Raw genomic sequence first — 19,993 nt, forward strand, 5'->3', positions numbered from 1 at the left:
CGTAGCTCCTTGAACCTGCTCACCCGTTCTCCTTCTCAAACCGGTCCATGAACGCGATGAGGGCGTCGACGGAGGCCGGCGGGCAGGCGTTGTAGATCGAGGCGCGCATGCCGCCCACCGAGCGGTGGCCTTTAAGCCCGAGCATGCCTTCTTTCTTGGCCATCTCGAGGAATTTCGCCTCGAGCGTTTCGTCCTTCAGGCGGAAGCAGACGTTCATCTCGGAGCGGTCCTTCACATCCGCCGTGCCGCGGTAAAAATCGTTGGCGTCGATCCGCGCATACAGCTTGCTCGCCTTTTCCTTGTTGAGCTTGCCGATGCCCGCGATGCCGCCCTGCGCCTCCAGCCAGCGGAGCACCTTCTCGACGATGTAGATGGCGAAGACCGGCGGGGTATTGTAGAGGTCGGCCGCGTGGGTGCCGTAGTCGAGCATTACCGGCAGGTTGGGGTTACGCTTCTGGAGAAAGGCGTCGCGCACGAGGACGACGGTGACGCCCGACGGGCCGATGTTTTTCTGCGCGCCGGCGTAGATCAGGCCATAGCGTTCGACCGACATCGGCCAGCTCAGGAAGTCGCTCGACGCGTCGCATACGAGCGGGACGTCGGAGGCCGGCTCTTCGTGAAACTGGGTGCCGTAAATGGTATTGTTCGAGGTATAGTGCAGATACGCCGCATTCGGATCACGCTTCCAGGTGGAGGCCGCCGGGATGTAGGCGTAGTTGCGATCCTTGCTGCTGGCCACCTCGCGCGCCGAACCGACGTACGCCGCCTGCTTGTAGGCCTTCGAGGCCCAGGCGCCCGTGATCACATAGTCGGCGCTACCGCCCGCCGGCAGGAAGTTGAGCGGCACCTGATAGAATTGCATCGACGCCCCGCCCTGCAGAAACAGGATGTGCCAGTCGTCCGACAGCCCGAGCAGCCGGCGCAGGCTCTCCCGCGCCGACGCCTCAATCGCCGAATAGTCGGACGACCGGTGGCTGATCTCCATGATGGACGTGCCGATGCCCCGGTACACGGGCAGCTCATCCCGCACTTCGAGCAACACGGATTCAGGTAACACGCCGGGGCCGGCGGAGAAATTATGGACGCGCTGGTTGGTCATGGGTGTTGGGGTTCAAGGTTTAATGTTCAAGGTTCAATGCTCAGTTCAAAAGGCATCCATAGAACCTAGAACCATGAACATTGAACGGTAGCGTCCGGCAAAGCCGGTCGCTACAGCGCAATGGCGCTCACCGCCAGGATGTCCGGCAGCTTGCGAATGTTATCGAGGGTGGCTTCGCTCGGGGAACCGTCGAAGCGAATCCGGGCGCATGCCGCCTTGGCGCCGGAAAAAATGAGGTTTTCCATTTCCTGGACGTTCCATCCCGCTTTACGCACCTCGTCCAGCACGTTCGCCAGCACGCCGACCTTGTCGAGGTGGCGGACGGTGAGCAGGTGCGTCGCCGGCGAGCGGTCCGCCAGGTTGACGCAGTTCGGCACGACGCCGTCGACATGGTACGATTCGATGATGCGGACCGCCTCCTCGGCGATGGCATCCTGCGCCTGCTCGGTCGACGCCCCGATGTGGTGCGAGATGTACACGTTCGGATGGCTGGCCAGCGGATGCGAAAACGCGCCGTCTTTGCCGGCGGGCTCGCCCTCGAACACGTCCAGCGCCGCCGAAATCGGGCGCGCGTCGAGCGCCCAGACGAGCGCCTCCTCATCCACTACCGCGCTGCGGGTCGTGTTGATGAAAAACGCCCCGGGCTTCATCGTCTCGAAAAACACCCGGTTCGCCAGGTGCCGCGTCTCGGGCGTCGAGGCCACGTGGAGGCTCACCACGTCCGCAGCGGCGGCCACGTCGAGCGGACTCATGCAGCGCCGCACGCCGCAGGCTTCTGCCGTCGCATCCGTCAGCGAGCGGCTCCAGGCGATCACCTCCATCCCCATCGCCGTCGCGATGTCCGCCACCCGCTGCCCGATGTTACCCATCCCGATCAGCCCGAGCGTCCGCCCTTTCAGGCCCTGCGCCTTGCCGTATTTGCCCTTATTCCAGGCGCCGGCGCGCGCGTCGCTGACGTTGTCGGGCAGCCGGCGATCGAGGGACAGCATCAATCCGATCGTCAGTTCGGCCACCGCGTCCGCATTTTTCCCCGGGCAGTTCGCCACGAACACCCCGCGCTCCGACGCGGCGTTGACGTCGATGGTGTCGTACCCCGCCCCGGCGCGGACCACCAGCTCCAGGTTCGGATCCGCCTCGATGGCCGCCGCCGGCACCTTGGTCGACCGCACCACGAGCACCGTCGGCAGCTGGGTCGCCAGCGCCGTCACCAGGTCATCGCCCTTCAGCGCGGGCGCGTTGAGCACGGTGTGCCCTGATTTCTCCAGGCGCTCGATACAGGATGCCGGAAGCGCGTCGGCGAGAAGGATGGTCATGGCGGTGGATGGGGAGCTGGTTGCGGGATATGGGATGCTGGATGCAGGATCACGGATCACGTCCGGGATGACGTTTCGTCAAAAAAGGTGCACCAGCAAACCGCTGCGGAGTTTCGGCTCGAACCAGGTAGATTTCGGCGGCATCAGCAGGCCGGCGTCGGACACGGCGAGGAGTTCGGCGACGCTGGTCGGGTACATCGAAAACGCCACGGCGGCCTTGCCGGTATCGACCAGCCGCTCGAGCTCGGCCGTACCGCGGATGCCGCCGACGAAGTAGATGTTGGGATCCGTGCGCGGGTCGCCGATGCCGAGGATCGGCTCGAGGATGTGCTCGCTGAGGCGGGCTACGTCGAGCGTGTCGGTGACCGTGTCTCGCCGGGTGGCGGGCAGCGTCACCTCGTGCCACGAGCCGGCCAGATAGATACAGACGTCGCCGGCATGGCGCGGCGTCGGGGTCTGGGCCGGCCGAAGCGGCATGGCGGCGGACAGCTTTTCGAGGAACGCCGGCGGCGTCATGCCCAGCCGGTAGACGATGCGATTATACGGCAGGATGGCCATTTCCCCCATCGGGAAGAGCACCGCCGGGAAATAAAAGTGCTCGCCGGTTGTCCCGTCCCCCGCTTCTTCCACGGCCGCGGCCGCGAGACTCGCCGCCTTGCAGCGGTGGTGACCGTCGGCGACGTAGAGGTGGGGAATGTGTGCAAACGCCTCGACCATCGCGTCGGCGTTCGGCACCTTCCAGATGGTGTGGCGGACGCCGTCGGGGGCCGTGAAGTCGTACAGCGGCGGCGTCGCCTGAGCGGCCGCGATGCCGGCGGCGACGGCCGGCGAGTCCCGAAACGTGAGCATCACCGGCTCCGCGTGGGCGCGCTGGGTGATGATGTGCCGGGTGCGGTCCGCCTCCTTGTCCGGCCTCGTTTTTTCGTGTTTGAGGATCGTATCGTCGTCGTAGTCGGCCACCGAGACGCATCCGTAGACGCCCGTTTGCGACCGGCCGTTCATGATGAGGCGGTAGACATAGACGGCCGGCTCGTTTTCCTGGATGGCCGCATCGCCTGCGGCATAGGCCTGGAGGTTCTCCGCGCCGCGGGTGTAGACGGCGTCGGCGTGTTCGTCGGTGCCCTCCGGAAGGTCGATTTCCGGGCGGATGACGTGGAGAAAGCTGTGCGGATTGCCGTCGGACAGCTGCCGGGCCTCTTCCGTGTTGATGACGTCGTACGGCACCGAGGCGACGCGGGCCGCGAAGTCAGGATGAGGGCGGAGCGCCCGGAACGGGTGCAGGATGGCCATAGAGGGGAATCGGATCAGGTTCAGAGACGGCGCAAAAGTACGACGCGCCGGCGGGCGCCGGACGGCTTAACAAAAAAGCCACCCGAAATAAGCCTCAAATTCACGGCTCCTCCTTTTGGAGCCGGCGTATAAAGGCTTATCATACCAGTCCTACATCGCGGGGTGGAGCAGCTGGTAGCTCACCGGGCTCATAACCCGGAGGTCGCAGGTTCGAATCCTGCCCCCGCTACGAAAGAAAAAGCCGTCGGTCCAGTTCAAGGGCCGACGGCTTTTTTATGTACGACGTACGTTGGGTTGAGTATGCGCGCTACGATACTCGCGCCTCATACTGTGACGGTTCAATACTAAATGCCTTCTCAATAGCACCCGCTTTGCAGAATAGACGTGGCTGCTGGCGAAAGTTATAGGCTCTGTAAAGCTGGAACCGCTCGCTTTCTTTGCGGGAAACTGCTAGCTCATTTCGAGTTACGAAAAATGGAGTCGATGCTCCATAATTTGTCGTTTTGACTTCGATCAAACGTTCTCGCCCAGAGGTCTCGAACGATAGCACGTCGTAACCGAGACCATCCCCGCGGGTAGCCGACACACGCTCGACTTTGCCAGCAAGGCGATCGTGGCGGGCGTGAAGCAGCCTGGCCACCTCGAATCGCAGAACGAATTCCTCACCTGCTGCACCCAGTGAACGATTATTGGCCTCTAAAGCAAGATAGTCGAAGCCGTGACGCAGTCGACCTGGTTCCTTAACAGAAGACCTGTTATAGCGATGTGGTGATCGCACAGAATCTGACGTAGGGGCCTTCACCAGTGCAGTCAAAATATCATCGAGTGTAGGGATCGATACCAGCGGCTCCGACATCTGTTGCCGAACGAAGTCTGTAAGAGACTTGCTCCGTCCTAATCGATGCTCTACAGCCTCATACAGCAAGTGCTGATAATTCACGAGCGGCTTGTAACCGGCGATATAGACGAACCCAAGTTCAATCAGGATTGCGCTGATATTCTGGTGCTTACGCTCTATCGCCCCGTCGGTCCGTTGATTCAACAAACTTGCAAGTCGCCGCCGATGGGCCGTCTTGTTGAATTCCCGGCCGCGCACTTCGCAATCGAGCATGTCGAAGTAGTCAGCAACGGTTGCCTCGACCTCCGTTTGAGACCAATCACTTGCCATTTTCTGTCTTTTGAGTGCCCAGATACCGAATCAAGTCCCACTGCTCCCAATAGGCTCCATACGAATCAAATGCATAAACGATCTCTTTGGCGGGATGGCTTGGAGTACGGCCGCATTCTCCAGGCTGAGGAGTTCTATCTCCATTCGATAGGTGCGTCACAGCTGTACCTGATGCGAATCACTGCAAATCAAACCAATTAGTCACTTCAATCCCTTCATAATCAGCAAAATCGGCAGTATTTCGGGTGACCACAAAAAGCTCATGCGCCACCGCAACGGCCGCGATCATGCCATCGACAAATGGCGCCGGCCGGCCGGTGGCTTCCAGACGAGCCCGCTCCCGCGCATGCCAGACCGCCGCTACCTCGTCGTACGGCAGAATCGGAATCGAGGGGTACACGACTTCGTTGAGGTAGTCGAAAAGGTACTCCTTTTTTCGCCCCGCCGGCATCCGCTCGACCCCATAAACCAGTTCGTGCCACACCACAATCGGCATCGCCACCTCACCCTGATGGACATGCAGCTTCTCGACGACGTTAGGATTCGGGTGCGGCTTTATGGGTTCAGAAAGGATGTTGCTGTCTAACAGAAATCGGAGCATCAGTGGCCGTCTCCGGTTTCTTCACCAAATGGCGAGGGCCGGCCTCTGTCCGGGCTGCGCAATCCATCAAAATCGGCATCTTCCAAGGGTGAAGGGCCATGATTTCTAACGAAGGCCTCGTACCGCTCCCGAAACGAAGCCCTCCCCTCGCTTAACGCCTGTTCGAGCAGCAGGATCGCTTGCTGGTTCAAACTGCGCCGCTCCTGCTCCGCCAGCCGGCGAAGCTGCTCCAGCAGCGTATCCGGGATGCTTTTGATCGTCAAAGATGCCATACTTAGATACGGTTCCATTATGGTTGCACAATGGTTGCGAACGTTGTGGACACGGTCTGGTTCTGCAACCGTGCCGTATTTCATCTTAAGCATGGCAATAGCTCCCATTTGCGCTACAAGCCCACTGGCCGGATCACAGTCTCCGAATCCACACGGTGCAAGCAGTCAACTCCCCTCTCACGCACTCTCCCGCTTGAACACCCGCGTACCTACGGCAATCCCCACCACGACCAGAAGCAGCGTCAGCGCCACCCCCCAGAGCGAAGCCGACGATACCAGCTCGCCCCGAAACATCGCGCGGACGCCGTCGATGATGTGCTTCAGCGGATTCAGGTCGCTCACGCGCTGGAGCCACAGCGGCGCGAGCGTCATCGGTAGGAAAATCCCGCTGAGCAGAGCGATCGGCAGGATGACGGCGTTCAGCAGCGGCGCGAAGGCGTCCTCGGACTTGAGCTTGAGCGCTACCGCATAGCTGACCGACGCGAAACAGGCGCCCAGCAGCGCCACGGTGCCAACACCCACCCCCAGCGCCCACCACGGCGCGCGAAGCCCCATCAGCAGCGCCGCGCCCACGAGGATCGTGCCCTGCACCAGTAGCACGAGCACGTCGCGGGCCACGCGCCCCAGCAGGAGCGACGCGCGGCTGGCCGGCGTGACGCGCATCCGTTCGATCACGCCCGCGCGCCACTCGGCGATCAGCCCGAACCCGACAAAACTCGACCCGAACATGCCGAGCTGCACGAGGAGGCCGGGCACGAAAACGCGCCACGCATCGCCTCCGAAGCCCGGCTGCTCGGCGACCGATTTCAGCAGCGGACCGAACAGGGTCAGATACAGAATGGGCTGCATGAGGCCGAACACGACCCAAACAGGCTGCCGCATCGACAGGCGCATCGCGCGGCTGAAAACGATCCAGGTGTCACGGAAAAGGCCCATAGCGTGGAAGCTCCGAATTATCCGTTGGACTCGCGCAGCGAGCGGCCGGTGAGGGTCAGAAAAACATCGTCGAGGGTCGGCCGGCGAACCGCCACGGCCGCGGTATCGATGCCGGCCTTCGAAAGGGCGACGAGCAGTCCAGGAAGCGCCGATCCGCCGTCTGGCGCCGTGAGATGGATCTCAGCGCCATGCACTTCGGGCGTGGATCCGGCGAGGCGTTCGGCGATCACGGCGTTGGCCTCGGCAATCCTGGATAGATCGACCAGCGTCAGGTAGATGGCGTCGCCGCCGACGCGGCGTTTGAGTTCATCCGGCGTACCGCGCGCCACGATCTCGCCGTGGTCGATGATCAGGATGCGATCGCAGAGGGCATCGGCCTCGTCCATGTAGTGGGTCGTGATAAACACCGTCGTATTAAATTCGTCGCGCACGCGGCGGATGTGCTCCCAGAGGTTCGCGCGCGACTGCGGATCGAGGCCGGTCGAGGGTTCGTCGAGGAAAACCAGGGTCGGCTCGTGGATGAGGCCCATCGCGATGTCCAGGCGGCGACGCTGTCCGCCGGAGAGGGAGCCGCACTTGCGCTCCCATACCCCGTCAAGGTCGAGCACACGCAACAGCATGCGCCCACGCTGCTCGGCGGTTTGACGATCGATTCTGTACATACGCGCGTGATCGACGAGCTCTTCGCCGGCCAAAGCCGAGGCATCGGTCGTACCCATCTGAGCGACATACCCGATTCGCCGACGCACCTCGACGGGGTTCGTGGTGAGATCCGCGCCGGCGACCGTCGCAGAGCCGCCGGTAGGGTCGAGCAGGGTGGTCAGCATGCGAAGGGTCGTCGTTTTGCCGGCGCCGTTCGGGCCGAGGAAACCGACGATCTCTCCGGCCGACACGGTGAGATCAACCCCCTTTACGGCCTCGAGGGTCCGGGGCGAGCCTTTTCCGCGTGCGCGAATCTTGTAGGTTTTTGCGAGACCTCGTGCGTCGATAACGTGCTGCATCGGTAGGATAACGGGCGAGATGATGGGTGGCCATCATAGCCGGCGAAAAGGCCGTTGTTCCTCATCGACTGACCTGTCGCTACGCACGTGCACCGCAACCATGCGAGATGCGCTCTTTCCGATGCTGGATGTGCTCATTTCGCTGTATTTCGAGTATCTAGCATCAGGACGGTTAACAAACTGCACCAAACAGTCCACGATCTGATCGGAACGCGCCGATTCGTCCTGCCTGTCCTGCGGCGCTACCCGCTGCCGGCCAGATCGTGCTGCGCTTTTTCTCCCACGACAAAAGCGCCAAACCACGACGCAACCTTTCCCGGGTGCGCCTAGTTTAGGCTGACGCCTCTTGTGCTTTCGACGTGACGGTGCGAAGTACCCGATAAAACCAGGCTTTTCCGCAGTACGGGGTATCCTTCACCGACTTAGTAGCAGTACACGTCACTTCACGCCGACCCGCCGAACGCAGACAGGAACGTTCTACCTCAGCTGATCTTACGTAACTGAGGATCACGGTTCTTTTACACGTCTTCCTTGGCGTCGGCGAATCAGGGCAAATCACAGGACCTGTTCAGGGACAATGAGTCTGCCTTCCTGATCAGGGAGCCTCGAACGGCTCCTGGAATCCGCCCGGATCTCCATGAGCGCACCGGGCCTGCATACTCGCGCTTCTTCTCTCTGGCCGGCTGCCACTTCCCTTCAATCGCATGTACTGGCACTACTCGAGCGATATCTGGTTCTTCGTCTTTAGCGGACTCAGCGTGGTCCCGCTCATCATCTATGGGTGGCAGCGCAGACGGCTGCCTTCCGTGTCGTATTTCAACGCGTTTAATGCCCTCGTCCTGCTCTGGTGCATCCTCGCAACCTTCGAGCACTCCGCAATCGACCTCCGCCTGCGCGAAGGCATCGTCAACGCGCTCTACGTGCCGATTCCATTCACGAGTGCGCTCTGGCTGCTCTTCGCCATCGCCTTCGCGCGGCATAGACGCTGGCTCGACGGACGAGTTGTGGCGCTCATCCTGCTGATTCCTACCATCACCGCCATCCTCGCCCAGACCAATCCGTTCCACATGCTCTTGTTCGGGCCGGCGTCCATGGAGCTGCGCGGCGACTTCCTGGTGCTGATGCGGCCGCGCTACGCCTGGTTCTGGGTGCACACGATCTACAGCTACGCCTCCGTCATCGCCGGCGCGACGCTCATCATCTCGCATGTCGTACGAAAAGGCCCCATCTACCGGAAACAGGGCATCGTGATGTCCGCCGGCGCGCTCCTGCCGCTGCTCGTCAACCTCTTTTACCTGCTCTTCTGGAATCACTACCTCTCGATCGACCTGACGCCGGTCGCGCTTTCGTTCGCCGCCGTCATCTTTGCCTGGGGCATCTTCAAATACCGGATCTTCGACCTCGTGCCGATCGCCCGCTCCACCCTGTTCGATTGCACCGACGACCCGGTCTTTATCCTGGATTCGCAGGACAGGCTGGTGGATCTGAACAACGCCGCCACCCTGCTCTTCGATGTGCCGACGGACGGCCTGATCGGCGAGCCGCTCGCCGAGGCGTGCCCCGCCCATCTCGCCCATCTCGCCCGACTCGCTTCGTCGCTGGAGGAGCCCGGCGAACTACCCGTGCTGTATCGAGACGAAGAACGCGTCTACCGCGTCGTTTCGAAACGGCTGCTCGATCAGAAAGATGAAACGCTTGGCCGGCTTCTCTCGCTGCAGAATATCACGGCGCTCAAACGCCAGGAATCCGCCCTCATCGCCGCCAAGGAACAGGCCGAGACGGCGGCGCAGACCAAAAGCGACTTCCTGGCCACGATGAGCCACGAACTGCGCACCCCGATGAACGGCGTGCTCGGTTTTTCGTCGCTGCTGCAGGCCACGCCGCTGGACGACGAGCAGAGCAGCTATGTGGACACCATCCAGACGAGCGGCAATATCCTGCTCGCCCTGATCGACGACATCCTCGACTTCTCGAAGATCGAAGCCGGCAAAGTCACGCTGGAGCAACGTCCGGTGGTCGTTCACACCTGCGTCGAGGATGCGCTCGGCCGCATCGCGGAGTCGGCGGCCCGAAAAGGGATCGAACTGACCTGTTCCATCGCGCTCGACGTCCCCTTCGCAATCGTGGGTGACGAGGTGCGCATCGGCCAGGTGCTGGGCAATCTGCTGGGCAATGCCATCAAGTTTACCAAAAAGGGTGAGATCTCGCTGCAGGTGGCGCGGATCGCGCCGCCGGCCGGCGCGCCGGACCGCTGCACGCTCCGCTTCTCGGTGTCCGACACGGGCATCGGCATTCCGCCGGACCGGATCGAGACCATCTTCGACGCCTTCACCCAGGCCGATAGCTCGACGACGCGGCGGTTCGGGGGCACCGGTCTGGGGCTCGCGATTTCACGGCAACTCAGCGCGTTGATGGGGGGCTCTATCCACGCCGAGAGCGTCGTGGGCGCCGGCTCGACGTTTCACTTCACCCTCAAGGCCGGAATGAGCCCGATGATCGCCGCGAACGCATCCCCGCATCACGCCCTGATCGGCCAGCGCGCACTTTTGCTGAGCCATCACCCGACCCGCCGCTCCTATCTGGGCCAGCTCTGCCGGATGTGGGGCATGGAGGTGACGCTGTCGCCGTCCCATGCCGAGGCCGAGGCCTACCTGACGGAGGAGGAATCCCCCGATGTGCTGATCGTCGACGCCGGCGGCGCCGAGGCGACCCTCCTCCGGGCGTCGCTCAACCGGTGGCGAAAGCGGTACGCGGTCATCTCGCTGACCTCCGTAGGCCACACCGACCGCGCGGCTGAACCCGGCGCGGTGAGCGTCCGGAAGCCCGTCAAACGCGCGGAACTGCTCCAGGCCCTCCTCAGCTGCCGTCCCGACGGCGGCCGCAGCGTCGGAAGCCGGCAGCCGCTCTTCGACGAGGCGCTCGGACGAACGCACCCGCTGCGGATCCTGATCGCGGAGGACGACGCCATGAACCAGGAAGTGGCGCGGCTCTTTTTCTCCAGGATGGGCTACGCCCCCGACCTCGTCGCCAGCGGACGCGAGGCCGTCGAGGCCGCGGGGCGCACCGACTACGACGTCATCTTCATGGACATCTACATGCCCGAGATGGACGGCATCAGCGCGGCGAAACGCATCATGGCGTCCGGACCGGCGCGGCCCAGCATCGTCGCCCTGACGGCCAGCGTAACGGAAACGGAGAAGAAGCAGTGCCGCGACGCCGGCATGGACGGTTTCATCAGCAAACCGCTCCAGCTCGAACACCTCGTCGAGATGCTCCGCACTATCGCGCCACGGCATTAGCGGCATCGGGTTTAACGGGAGCGCTACTGCAGGAGCGCCGGCGGGGCATCTCCGGTCTCCGACGAGTCGGATTGGGCCAGGGCGAGCTGCTCCCGATGGATCTGCGCCTGCAGCCGCTTGCGCGACAACGTGTCTTTCGCGTGAACGCCGGCCAGCAGCCGCTCGCGAAACATCTTCACCTCGACCATCGCGGTCTCGTGCTCCGACTCGATACGGGCGCGCTCGACCTCGAAGTGCAGGTCGCGCGCATACGCCTCGTCGTTTTTTTCGGTGTACAGCTCCGCGATGGCACTTTCCTTCGCCAGCTGCCTTGCCACGCGGCGGACGGTATAGCTGGTGGTGATGTCCCGCTCCTCCTGCCGGTTGCGGCGGAGCAACTCGTAGATGCCGGCTTCATAGATGCTGCGCCCGATCATGACGGCGAGGACAAACCGAAAGGCCCAGCCGGCGGCGCCCTCCCCGTTCGCGATGGCCAGGATCAGCAGCGCCACGTAGATCACGACCAGCGTGAGCGCCCACGCGATCTTCATCGGCATGGGGGCATGCTTCTGCGAATCGATGGCGAGCCAGGAGTTGATGAAGGCGCCCTCCACCAGCACGAGCGCGGCGCCCATGATCACGTACAACCAGGGCGGATCAATATGGATGAAGGCCTGCCGCGCCACCGAGAGCGTCGCAAACGAGGTCACCATCACACCCGCCACCTTGATCAGGATGTCGACGACGCGTTGCGTCCAATAAAAATCGAAATCTTGTTGGCTCATCCGTTTACATCCTGTTTCAAGACGCCTCGCCGGGCGTGGGTTTTGGAGTGACGTTAGGCACGTCGGTACAGTGTTATCGAAGCGATGAGGGGATGTGGGATGCGCGATGCAGGATTTTCCCGTAAAACCATGTTTTCGACGGGGACTCTTGTATCCAGGTATCCGGTATCGGCAGACCAGCGGCGATGATGTGTGCGATCCATCAGGGATTCAGGCTGAAAACCAGCGTAAAAAGATACCAGGATTTCACCGGCTCCCGATTGAAAGTCGCCGGCTCGAACCGGGCATTCTGCAACACCTGGATGACTTCTTCCTCGCAACCAAACCCGATGCCCTGCACGACGGTCGGGTCGTGCAGCTGCCCTGCTTCATCGATCATCATCCGGAGGATCACGCGGCCTTCCACCCCCGCGCGGCGGGCGCGGGCCGGGTATTCCACCTGGTTCCGGACGGTGGCTTCGTCGACCAACCGGGCCGGCGTTTCCGGCACCACAAAGATGCCGTTCTCATCGGTGGCGCGCTGGATGCGGTCTTCGAGACGACGGGCTTCCGCCTCGGCACGCGACGCGGCCTCCATCGCGTCGCGGGCGAGAGCGATCTGCTCGGTCAGGTAGGCCTCGCCGGGCCTGTAGGCGAGCGCAGCGGTATAGATGTCCAGTGCGTCGGCCCAGTGCCGTTCCCGGAAAAGCACGTCGGCCTGTCCGCGCAGGTACTGGTACTGCCGCTCGTTCTCGATCAAGGTCTGGGCACGGGTTGCCTCGGCGGCCGCCGAATCCCGCGCGGCCGTCCGCTGCGCGGTCGCGTACCGATCGTCGGGGCGCAGCGCGAGCACCGACGCATACGCGATCTCGGCTTCTCTCCATGCGCGCCGCGCAAACAGGTTATCCGCATCGGCGCGCGCGGCCTGATACTGCCGCGTCTGTTCCGCCTCGATCGCGGCCTGCGTTTCTTCGGGCGTGGGGCCGGAGGCCGGCCGGGGCGCCGGCGGGTTCGCGCGCGCTGCCGGCGCGACCGGGCGCGCTGCGGGCGTAGCGACGGGCGCGGGTTGCGGGGCCAGCGTTTCCTTCGGCCGGGGCGCCGCGCCCTCGTTGTCCTCCGGCGGGGAAACGACGTTCGATCCGGCGGCCGGGGGGTTGCCCGATCCCGGCGCGGTGTCGCTCACCACGCGGCCGTAGTCGCTGCCGGTCGAAAGCCCCATGCGAAAGCCGGCGAAAAACCCCACCACGGCCAGCAGCACGACGACAACGAGCGTTCCCAGCAGCCGGTTGAAGCCCTTCTGGCGGTTCTCCAGCTCGGCGATCCGGACCTGCAGCTCCTGCGTGGGCGGCAGGTTGCCGGCCGGCACTGGCTCGACGGGCCGCTTCGATACCGCCGCGGATCGTTTCTGGTGTTCGCTACCGTATTCTTCCATTTGTTCAGACAATCCCATGGTTGGTCCTGTGACGATCATCGACGCGAGGATGGCGGGGGCGGCGGCATCGTCCCATGCAGACAACGCGGCCGGCGCTTCCGGCTCCAGCGGCAGATCCGCCCCACCTTCGGCCTGCACCGCGTCCAGCGCGACCACCTGTCTGCGATCGGCAACGGCGCGGGCGAGCGCGTCCAGCAGCAGACTGACCGAGCGCGGCCGCGCCGTGGGGTCCCACTGCAGGGCCTGAAGCAGCACCGACTTCAGGTCCGTCGTGATCTCCCTGCTGCGTTCCACGGTGCGAGCAAGCCGTTTACCCTGGGACGGGGTCATGACGGCCGGAGGCGTCTTCCCCGTCACCATAAACAGCAGGAGCGCCGCGGCGGAAAACACATCGGTCCACGGACCGACGGTGTCGCGTTCGCCGGATAACTCCGGGGGAGAAAAACCGGGCACGCGCGCGGCGTCGATGTCGCCGGCTACCTGGGCATAATACAGGCGCGCCGCGCTGAAATTGAGCAGCATCGGCGTCCTGCCCCGATCCATGAACACCGCCGTCGGCGATAGCATGCCATGCACCAGCCCCAGTTCGTGGCCGGCCTCGACGCCCTGCAGCATCCGAGTCGCCAGCCCGATCGCTTCGTCCTCCGCGATCTTCCCACCCCGCTGCCGGACGTACGCGCGCATCGAGATGCCCATGCGTCGCTCACTCACCCGGTAGCATGTGCCGTGAGCACTACCGTGTGTTAGACACCGGACCACATGAGGATGCGAAAGGCGCGCCAGCGCACCGGCTTCCAGCTCGTGTTCGGCCAGTCCGTAAGCAAACAGGGCATCGTCCGTCGCCACGCAAAGGGCGCCGTCATCGCCGCGACGCACAATCGCGCCCGGATAAAATTCGCGCACGACGACACCGGACTCGTCGCGTCGATCGGTCGCCTGATACGTCAGCTCGAACAGACCCGGATCGCCAAGCAGCGGCCCGATGGCGAAGCGGTCCAGAAGCATCGTGCCTTGCTGCAGACGCATGGTACGGGGAGAAGTGGGAAGAGTGTGGACAGCCGAAATATGAGAAAACGGCGCAAATCCGCGTCATAGGATTTGCCTACATGGCTGACGCTTCTGGCACAACCTGACGTAGCCAAAGCTTCCTGAATTCCTGCGCCACCGACGCATCCTACCGCCACAAATCCGTTTGAACGCCGCACGGGCGTCGCTTCCATGCCGCGGGAAAGACACCCGTACGCCATCCTGTATCGGCCCTTCCGGTAGCCCCACCCGCTGCACTTCCGGCAAGCGCCCGCCGGCGCAACAAAAAGCCGGCGCGCGCCGTCTGTTCGGGCGTTCGCCTTCTGTACCAACACGTCGCAACCATGCGCCTCGTTTTTCTTGCCGGCCTCCTGGCCGCCACCCTGCCCGCATTGGCCCAGCCCGCTTCGCCGTGGCTACCTCAAGCCGAAGCGCTGAGCGTCGAGATCGACGGGCTGCGACAACGATTGGATATACCGGGGCTGGCGATGGTCGTCGTGCACGACGGCGAGGCGATCTACCGCAGCGCCATGGGGACCACGCGGAACGGCCGGCCCTTCGCCACGGACACGCCCCTCCGGATCGCCTCCGTCACCAAATCGCTCACGGCGGTCTTGATCATGCAGGCCGTCGAAAACGGCGAACTCGCGCTCACGGACCCGGTGACCGACTACCTGCCGGACTACGAGGGGAGCCCGGAAACAACGATCTACCACCTGCTCACCCATACATCGGAAGGCCGGCTCGGCGCCGAGTTCGTGTACAGCACGATGCGATACGCGCGGCTCGCCGACATCCTCGCCGCCGCGACGGGCCGGCCCTTCGAGTCCATGATCCGCGAGCGCATCATGCAGGTCGCCGGCATGCGATGGTATCCCTCGCCGAATCTCGGCGCCCACGCCGGCCTCGTCTCCACCGCAGACGGCCTCGCCGCCTACGCCCGGGCCCTCGACCAGGGCCTGCTCCTCAGCGCGGCGATGCAGCAGGCGCTGATGTCTCCACAGGTATCCGTCACCACCCACGATCCGCTGCCCGTCGGACTCGGATGGTTCAGCCAGACCGTCCAGGGGGTACGCGTGGTGTGGAGCTTCGGGCAGGACGATCCGGACCATTCGGGGGCGCTCTTACTTCGGCTGCCCGATCTCGGGTTCACGTTCGTCCTCCTCGCCAACGCAAACGTCCTCAGCGACCCTTTCCGTCTTTTGATGGGGGATGTCCGGCTATCCCCGTTCGCGATGGCATGCATCCGCCTGTTCGCGTTTTCGCCGGCCGGCGCCCCACTCGCCGCGCCGGACCGGGGGACCGAACTCGCGGAACAGCTCGACCTGCTGGAGCGCGCGTCGCCATACCGCTTCGCCGAGGAGCTGACGGGCCATCTGCTCGTCGACATCCGGCGCGGTGACCGGACCGCCGCGCGCGCGACCTGGGATCTCCTCACCTCCCGCTACCCCGCCTACGCCCGCGAACCGAATGGAGGGCTGCTCATTCCGCTGCTGCAATCCCAGGACCCTGCGATGACCGCCGCCGCCGTCGCGATGGGAGAGCGCCTGTTGCCGGATCATCCGCTGAACCGATGGATCCTGTGGCCGATGGCGATGCTCTACGAAAACGCCGGCGAGGACGACCGCGCGATCGCGCTGTACGAACGCATCCTGGTGCTCCCCGATCAGGCCCCCGATTTTCTGCACGCCCTATTCCAGGCCTGGGCCGGCACCGGCCTCGGCCGGCTCTGGGCCGAACGCGACCCCGAAAAGGCCCGGGCGTACCTCGAGGAGGTACTCAAACTGGATGTCGAGGACGAAGCGGAAGAAGCGCGCGCGTTGCTGGAGCGGTTGGACGGTCGGTAGCGCGAAGGCGCCCTGCCGGCCTACGGCGTCTGAAACAGCCCCTGACCGATCAGCGCGTCCACGACGTCGTACGCGCCCTGGAAGGTGAGGTGGGACGCGTCGAACTGGAGCGGCTTGCCATTGGACGCCAGCATGCGGCAATCCCGGCCGTCGCAGAGCGTGTGGAGGATCGAGAAGTAGGTGCCCGGCGCGCGATCCATCGCGGCGCGCATGGCCTGATCCGTGGCGTCGACGTCGGCGAAGACCTGGGCCGCTTCGATCTCGCTATCGCCCGGGGTGTACCGGGCGAGGAGCCGCGGCAGGGCCTGCCGGTATTCGATGATCGGCCCGAGCACGATGACGCGGCCGACCCGGTTGGACAGCCAGCGGACCGTCTCCGGCAGCGCCTCGACATCGTACGGCTCCCAGCGGCCGGCGAGGATGACGGCGTCGTAGGGATTTGCCTCGAGAAATTGCTCAAACGCGCGTCGCACGAGTTCGGTGCACCGCGACTCGCCGCTGTAGTTCATCAGCGGCCGGCATCCGGATGCCGTCACCTGCGAAAACTGCACGTTCGGCAGTCGCCGCGCGAAGGCGGCATAATACTGGGCGGCGTGGCTGTCGCCCACGATCATCACATTGCGTTTCGCGGCGTCATAGTGCAGACACGTCCCTTCATCGAACAGGGAGAGGTCGTCCGACGCGCTCGTGAGAAAACACGTATTCGTTCTGAAGTACGGATCAGCGTCGTAATCGAGAAAGCTGATATAGCCGAGCTGGTCGTCCGAAAAGCGCTCTTTTCCGCCATCGGTCAGCACGAAGGTCAGGCCCACAACCGCCACGACTGCCGTAGCGATGGCGCCACCGAGGAAAACCGGGCGGGACGCGCCGGCGCCGGCGTTCCGGAACGGCTGCTCGATAAAGCGCCAGCTGAGATAGCCCGCCAGCACCGACGCCGCGATCAGCCCGTATCGCTCGGTCGCCGACGGCTCCGGGCTCACCTGCAACCGATAAAATACCACGATCGGCCAGTGCCAGAGATACAGCGAGTAGGAGATCTTCCCGATCCAGCGCGCCGGAGACCACGAAAGGAGTCGGGATGCGACCGTTCCGGGCTGCCGGCCGGCGACAAGCAGCATCGCCGCCCCGACGGTAGGCGCGAGCGCGTACAGCCCCGGGAAGGGCGTCCCTTCGGAATAAACCATCGACGCCCCGGCGATGAGCAGCAAGCCGGCCACGCCGGCGCCCTCACGCGCGAACCGCGACCGGATATCGATCGGGCGCAGGGCCAGCCACCCCCCGAGCAGCAGCTGCCATAGCCGCGTGGGCATCAGGAAAAAGGCGGCGGAGGCGTTCGTGCGGAGCAACCACTCGGCCGCCACCAGCGAGGCCAGTGCGATCGCCCCGAGCAGGACCGGCGCGCGGCGTCTGCCGGCCCGAAACAGCACCAGCAGCAACAAGGGAAAGACTAGATAGAATTGCTCTTCGACCGACAACGACCAGGTATGCAGGAGCGGATTGTAGGTCAGGCTCTCGTCGAAATAGTCGTTCTGCGCGAGGAAAAAATGGTTCGAGAAATAGAACACCGCCGAGATGGCGCTCCATCCATAGGTGCGCACCTCGTCGGGCAGACCGATCGAGAGTTCGAGGGCGGCGGACACCAGGATGACGGCGACGAGCGCGGGGTAAAGCCGGCGAATGCGGCGCGCATAAAACGAGGCCAACGAGAGCCGGCCGGCCTCCAGGTCGCGCCACAGAATCCCCGTAATGAGAAATCCCGAGATGACGAAAAACACATCCACGCCCGCAAAGCCCCCCGAAACCAGCGCCGGCATGACGTGGAAACCGAGCACCGCGAGCACGGCGACGGCGCGCAGCCCGTCGATATCCGGTCGGTAGTTCAACATCCCGCCGCGCCTCCGATCGGGCAGCGCACGCGCATCCCGGTCACCTTCCCATCCATCGATTCCCCCCCTGCTCTTTCATGAGGTCGACATGGAGGGCGATATATGCGAACACGAACATAAAATGGCCGATATGCCTCGGGCGGAAAAACACCGACTCCTGGAGGTTGAACACCAGCAGGCTGATCACCAGCCACTTCCAGACCTGACCTTTCTTGAGCCGGCCCAGCCGCTTGAAATACGCCGCGATCATAACGAGCAGCAGCGAAAGCCCCACCAGACCCGTCTGGCTGAGCATGTCGATGTACCCCTCGTGCGCCTGGTTCGGCAGCCACGGAAAGGTCTCGAAAAGCGGCACGAGATGCGGGCTGTCCATCACCCAGAAGCCACCGATCCCCCAGCCCGTCAGAAACTTGCCCTCGTTCATCGCGATCACCGTCTGCCAGAGGTCGACGCGCCCGGTAAAGGTGAGGTCTTTCCCGAACAACCCGAAAAACGAAGCGAGCAAATCGGGAGCGCCGACGACAATGATCGTCCCGATCAGCACCATCCCCGTCAGAAGCGCCGTGGTGTAGACCCGCGTGAACAACGGTTGCTCGAGCCACATGCTGGCGCGGGTGATCAGGAGCACCCCCAGCGTAACCAGGCCGGCGAGATACGACGTCGTGCTGCGCGCCCCGATAAACAGGATGACCGTCAGCGCCAGCATCGCGTAGTGTGTCAGATTGATCAGGCGTTTCCGGTTGTAGGGGATGATGCCGCACCAGAGTACGATGCTGAACAGCGTGATCTGGCCGAGGTTGTTTTTCGTCGGCGCCAGACCGCGCCAGGCCGGAAATTCCCACTGGGTGGCTTCATGGATGAAGAGCACCGCCAGGATGCTGAGCGGGATATACAAAAACAGGATGGGCCGAAAATACCGGAGCGCTTCTTCCGACCATCGAAAATGCAGCAGGGCGGCCAGACAGATGATCACCTCGCCGAACAGGCCGATCCAGCGCTTGATCGATACGATCGGATACGGCGACCAGGCCACGCTCAGCAGGCACCATGCCAGGAGCAGGGTGAGGTATTTTTCGGTGCGGACAAAGGTGCGAACCTGTTCCTGCTTGCCTACGAGCGAAGCCATCGAGACGACGAACAGGAGCGACTGGAGCTGGTTAAGCGGGTTGGACGTCTCGATGTCGCGGGGATCCGACGTAAAGTCCGGGAAGGGCGCCGAGGTACCGAAAAACGTAAAAAACAGATAGACCAGAAAGGCTCCCCGCGCCCATTTCTCGTAGCTCGATTCAGAATACGTACCGACGATCCGGTGTTCAATTGCGCGCATCTCGGAGTGCGGATCAGTGCCTTTAGAGCCCGGGGGTGCATGTGGAAACACCATTTTCCCGGGGATAAGCCTCGACGTCAAGGAGGCAATCCGCGAAGTTACGCGTGTCGGCGGCCGCCGGCGTCCCTACAAAGGCGCATCCGCCCCCAGCCAACGGCGCATCCCGTGTATCCATTTCGACCGGATGCCGTATCGCTCCCCTCCCCGGGTCACCTTCCATCCTGATCAATCACCGACCTCGCCACACCCGCACGATGAAAAAACGCCTGATTTCCATCCTGATGCATGTATCCGCCGGACTGATGGGGGCCGGCGGGCTCCTGATGCTCTTCGCCGCGCAAGAAATGGCCGCGGCCCTCGGCGGAGAAAGCCACCTGGTCGTCGCGCTATGGGGAGCCGCATTGATCGGTTTCGGCGCGATGAACTGGACCGCCCGGTCGCTGCCGCTGGGCGGTATTTATGGGCGCGCCGTCGTCGCCGGCAACCAGGCGCACAGTTTCGTCGGCGCGATGGTACTGCTCAATGCCGCATATACCCACGCTGGGAACGCGCCGGTCGTCGCGCTCCTCGTCTTGTACCTCATCCTGGCCGCCGCCTTCAGCTACCTGCTCTTCCGCGCATCGGGACTCGACACCTGACGCGACCGGGACCGGCTATTTCAGTCGATTTTCGGCGATAAACGGCCCGAATCGAATTTTTCTTACAGGATATGAAAAGGCCCTTAAGTGGCCGGGATTCCCGCCGATACACCAC

The 19,993-nt window shown here is 63.6% G+C and carries 15 protein-coding genes and 1 tRNA gene; 4 read left to right on the forward strand and 12 right to left on the reverse strand.

The window, feature by feature from the left end; all coding sequences use genetic code 11:
- Positions 1-19 precede the first annotated feature (19 nt).
- The 3 genes from serC to R2834_15400 form a co-directional block, all read right to left on the reverse strand.
- Positions 20-1,099: a 3-phosphoserine/phosphohydroxythreonine transaminase gene (serC, locus tag R2834_15390; protein ID MEZ4701722.1), complete on the reverse strand. Its 1,080-nt coding sequence runs from the start codon at positions 1,097-1,099 to the stop codon at positions 20-22.
- 110 nt (positions 1,100-1,209) lie between these two features.
- Positions 1,210-2,412 carry a 3-phosphoglycerate dehydrogenase family protein gene (locus R2834_15395; GenBank protein MEZ4701723.1) on the reverse strand — a complete coding sequence of 401 codons (1,203 nt, stop codon included), beginning with the start codon at positions 2,410-2,412 and terminating at the stop codon, positions 1,210-1,212.
- A 78-nt stretch (positions 2,413-2,490) separates the two neighbouring features.
- Positions 2,491-3,702 carry a DUF1015 family protein gene (locus R2834_15400; protein ID MEZ4701724.1) on the reverse strand — a complete coding sequence of 404 codons (1,212 nt, stop codon included), beginning with the start codon at positions 3,700-3,702 and terminating at the stop codon, positions 2,491-2,493.
- 156 nt (positions 3,703-3,858) lie between these two features.
- Between R2834_15400 and R2834_15405 the strand changes: the two genes are divergently transcribed.
- Positions 3,859-3,931 (forward strand) — tRNA-Met (locus tag R2834_15405).
- A gap of 78 nt (positions 3,932-4,009) precedes the next feature.
- On the opposite strand, the gene R2834_15410 is transcribed toward R2834_15405, so the two are convergent.
- The 5 genes from R2834_15410 to R2834_15430 form a co-directional block, all read right to left on the reverse strand.
- Entirely contained in the window at positions 4,010-4,870 is an 861-nt protein-coding gene (locus R2834_15410) for a DUF3883 domain-containing protein (GenBank protein ID MEZ4701725.1), read from the reverse strand.
- 178 nt (positions 4,871-5,048) lie between these two features.
- On the reverse strand, positions 5,049-5,471 hold the full coding sequence (locus R2834_15415) for a type II toxin-antitoxin system VapC family toxin (protein MEZ4701726.1): 423 nt from the start codon (positions 5,469-5,471) through the stop codon (positions 5,049-5,051).
- The gene (locus R2834_15420; GenBank protein MEZ4701727.1) at positions 5,471-5,836 is read right to left on the reverse strand and encodes a hypothetical protein; all 366 of its coding nucleotides are present in this window, start codon (positions 5,834-5,836) and stop codon (positions 5,471-5,473) included. The genes R2834_15415 and R2834_15420 overlap by 1 nt, the downstream gene beginning before the upstream one ends.
- A gap of 84 nt (positions 5,837-5,920) precedes the next feature.
- The gene (locus R2834_15425) at positions 5,921-6,679 is read right to left on the reverse strand and encodes an ABC transporter permease (protein ID MEZ4701728.1); all 759 of its coding nucleotides are present in this window, start codon (positions 6,677-6,679) and stop codon (positions 5,921-5,923) included.
- A gap of 17 nt (positions 6,680-6,696) precedes the next feature.
- Positions 6,697-7,680, reverse strand: a complete 984-nt coding sequence (locus R2834_15430; protein ID MEZ4701729.1) for an ATP-binding cassette domain-containing protein — start codon at positions 7,678-7,680, stop codon at positions 6,697-6,699.
- Positions 7,681-8,384: 704 nt separating this feature from the next.
- On the opposite strand from R2834_15430, the gene R2834_15435 reads away from it, so the two are divergent.
- Positions 8,385-10,979 (forward strand): histidine kinase N-terminal 7TM domain-containing protein, encoded by a 2,595-nt coding sequence (locus R2834_15435; GenBank protein MEZ4701730.1) that lies wholly within the window; start codon positions 8,385-8,387, stop codon positions 10,977-10,979.
- Between the two features lie 23 nt (positions 10,980-11,002).
- On the opposite strand, the gene R2834_15440 is transcribed toward R2834_15435, so the two are convergent.
- Positions 11,003-11,743 carry a hypothetical protein gene (locus tag R2834_15440; protein ID MEZ4701731.1) on the reverse strand — a complete coding sequence of 247 codons (741 nt, stop codon included), beginning with the start codon at positions 11,741-11,743 and terminating at the stop codon, positions 11,003-11,005.
- Between the two features lie 202 nt (positions 11,744-11,945).
- The gene (locus R2834_15445; protein MEZ4701732.1) at positions 11,946-14,180 is read right to left on the reverse strand and encodes a TonB family protein; all 2,235 of its coding nucleotides are present in this window, start codon (positions 14,178-14,180) and stop codon (positions 11,946-11,948) included.
- A 344-nt stretch (positions 14,181-14,524) separates the two neighbouring features.
- Between R2834_15445 and R2834_15450 the strand changes: the two genes are divergently transcribed.
- On the forward strand, positions 14,525-16,027 hold the full coding sequence (locus R2834_15450) for a serine hydrolase (protein MEZ4701733.1): 1,503 nt from the start codon (positions 14,525-14,527) through the stop codon (positions 16,025-16,027).
- Positions 16,028-16,047: 20 nt separating this feature from the next.
- Here R2834_15450 and R2834_15455 read toward each other — a convergent pair whose 3' ends face one another.
- Positions 16,048-17,913: an acyltransferase family protein gene (locus tag R2834_15455; GenBank protein ID MEZ4701734.1), complete on the reverse strand. Its 1,866-nt coding sequence runs from the start codon at positions 17,911-17,913 to the stop codon at positions 16,048-16,050.
- A gap of 40 nt (positions 17,914-17,953) precedes the next feature.
- Entirely contained in the window at positions 17,954-19,240 is a 1,287-nt protein-coding gene (locus R2834_15460; protein ID MEZ4701735.1) for an O-antigen ligase family protein, read from the reverse strand.
- A gap of 254 nt (positions 19,241-19,494) precedes the next feature.
- Between R2834_15460 and R2834_15465 the strand changes: the two genes are divergently transcribed.
- Positions 19,495-19,878 carry a hypothetical protein gene (locus tag R2834_15465; GenBank protein ID MEZ4701736.1) on the forward strand — a complete coding sequence of 128 codons (384 nt, stop codon included), beginning with the start codon at positions 19,495-19,497 and terminating at the stop codon, positions 19,876-19,878.
- The last annotated feature ends 115 nt before the right edge of the window (positions 19,879-19,993 follow it).

Source organism: Rhodothermales bacterium, assembly GCA_041391505.1.
Taxonomy (GTDB): domain Bacteria; phylum Bacteroidota; class Rhodothermia; order Rhodothermales; family JAHQVL01; genus JAWKNW01.

What these genes read in the sequence shown, in the direction of transcription:
- serC (MEZ4701722.1), bottom strand. Translation starts at nt 1,099, where the DNA reads ATGACCAACCAGCGCGTCCATAATTTCTCCGCCGGCCCCGGCGTGTTA.
- R2834_15395 (MEZ4701723.1), bottom strand. Translation starts at nt 2,412, where the DNA reads ATGACCATCCTTCTCGCCGACGCGCTTCCGGCATCCTGTATCGAGCGC.
- R2834_15400 (MEZ4701724.1), bottom strand. Translation starts at nt 3,702, where the DNA reads ATGGCCATCCTGCACCCGTTCCGGGCGCTCCGCCCTCATCCTGACTTC.
- R2834_15410 (MEZ4701725.1), bottom strand. Translation starts at nt 4,870, where the DNA reads ATGGCAAGTGATTGGTCTCAAACGGAGGTCGAGGCAACCGTTGCTGAC.
- R2834_15415 (MEZ4701726.1), bottom strand. Translation starts at nt 5,471, where the DNA reads ATGCTCCGATTTCTGTTAGACAGCAACATCCTTTCTGAACCCATAAAG.
- R2834_15420 (MEZ4701727.1), bottom strand. Translation starts at nt 5,836, where the DNA reads ATGCTTAAGATGAAATACGGCACGGTTGCAGAACCAGACCGTGTCCAC.
- R2834_15425 (MEZ4701728.1), bottom strand. Translation starts at nt 6,679, where the DNA reads ATGGGCCTTTTCCGTGACACCTGGATCGTTTTCAGCCGCGCGATGCGC.
- R2834_15430 (MEZ4701729.1), bottom strand. Translation starts at nt 7,680, where the DNA reads ATGCAGCACGTTATCGACGCACGAGGTCTCGCAAAAACCTACAAGATT.
- R2834_15435 (MEZ4701730.1), top strand. Translation starts at nt 8,385, where the DNA reads ATGTACTGGCACTACTCGAGCGATATCTGGTTCTTCGTCTTTAGCGGA.
- R2834_15440 (MEZ4701731.1), bottom strand. Translation starts at nt 11,743, where the DNA reads ATGAGCCAACAAGATTTCGATTTTTATTGGACGCAACGCGTCGTCGAC.
- R2834_15445 (MEZ4701732.1), bottom strand. Translation starts at nt 14,180, where the DNA reads ATGCGTCTGCAGCAAGGCACGATGCTTCTGGACCGCTTCGCCATCGGG.
- R2834_15450 (MEZ4701733.1), top strand. Translation starts at nt 14,525, where the DNA reads ATGCGCCTCGTTTTTCTTGCCGGCCTCCTGGCCGCCACCCTGCCCGCA.
- R2834_15455 (MEZ4701734.1), bottom strand. Translation starts at nt 17,913, where the DNA reads ATGTTGAACTACCGACCGGATATCGACGGGCTGCGCGCCGTCGCCGTG.
- R2834_15460 (MEZ4701735.1), bottom strand. Translation starts at nt 19,240, where the DNA reads ATGCGCGCAATTGAACACCGGATCGTCGGTACGTATTCTGAATCGAGC.
- R2834_15465 (MEZ4701736.1), top strand. Translation starts at nt 19,495, where the DNA reads ATGAAAAAACGCCTGATTTCCATCCTGATGCATGTATCCGCCGGACTG.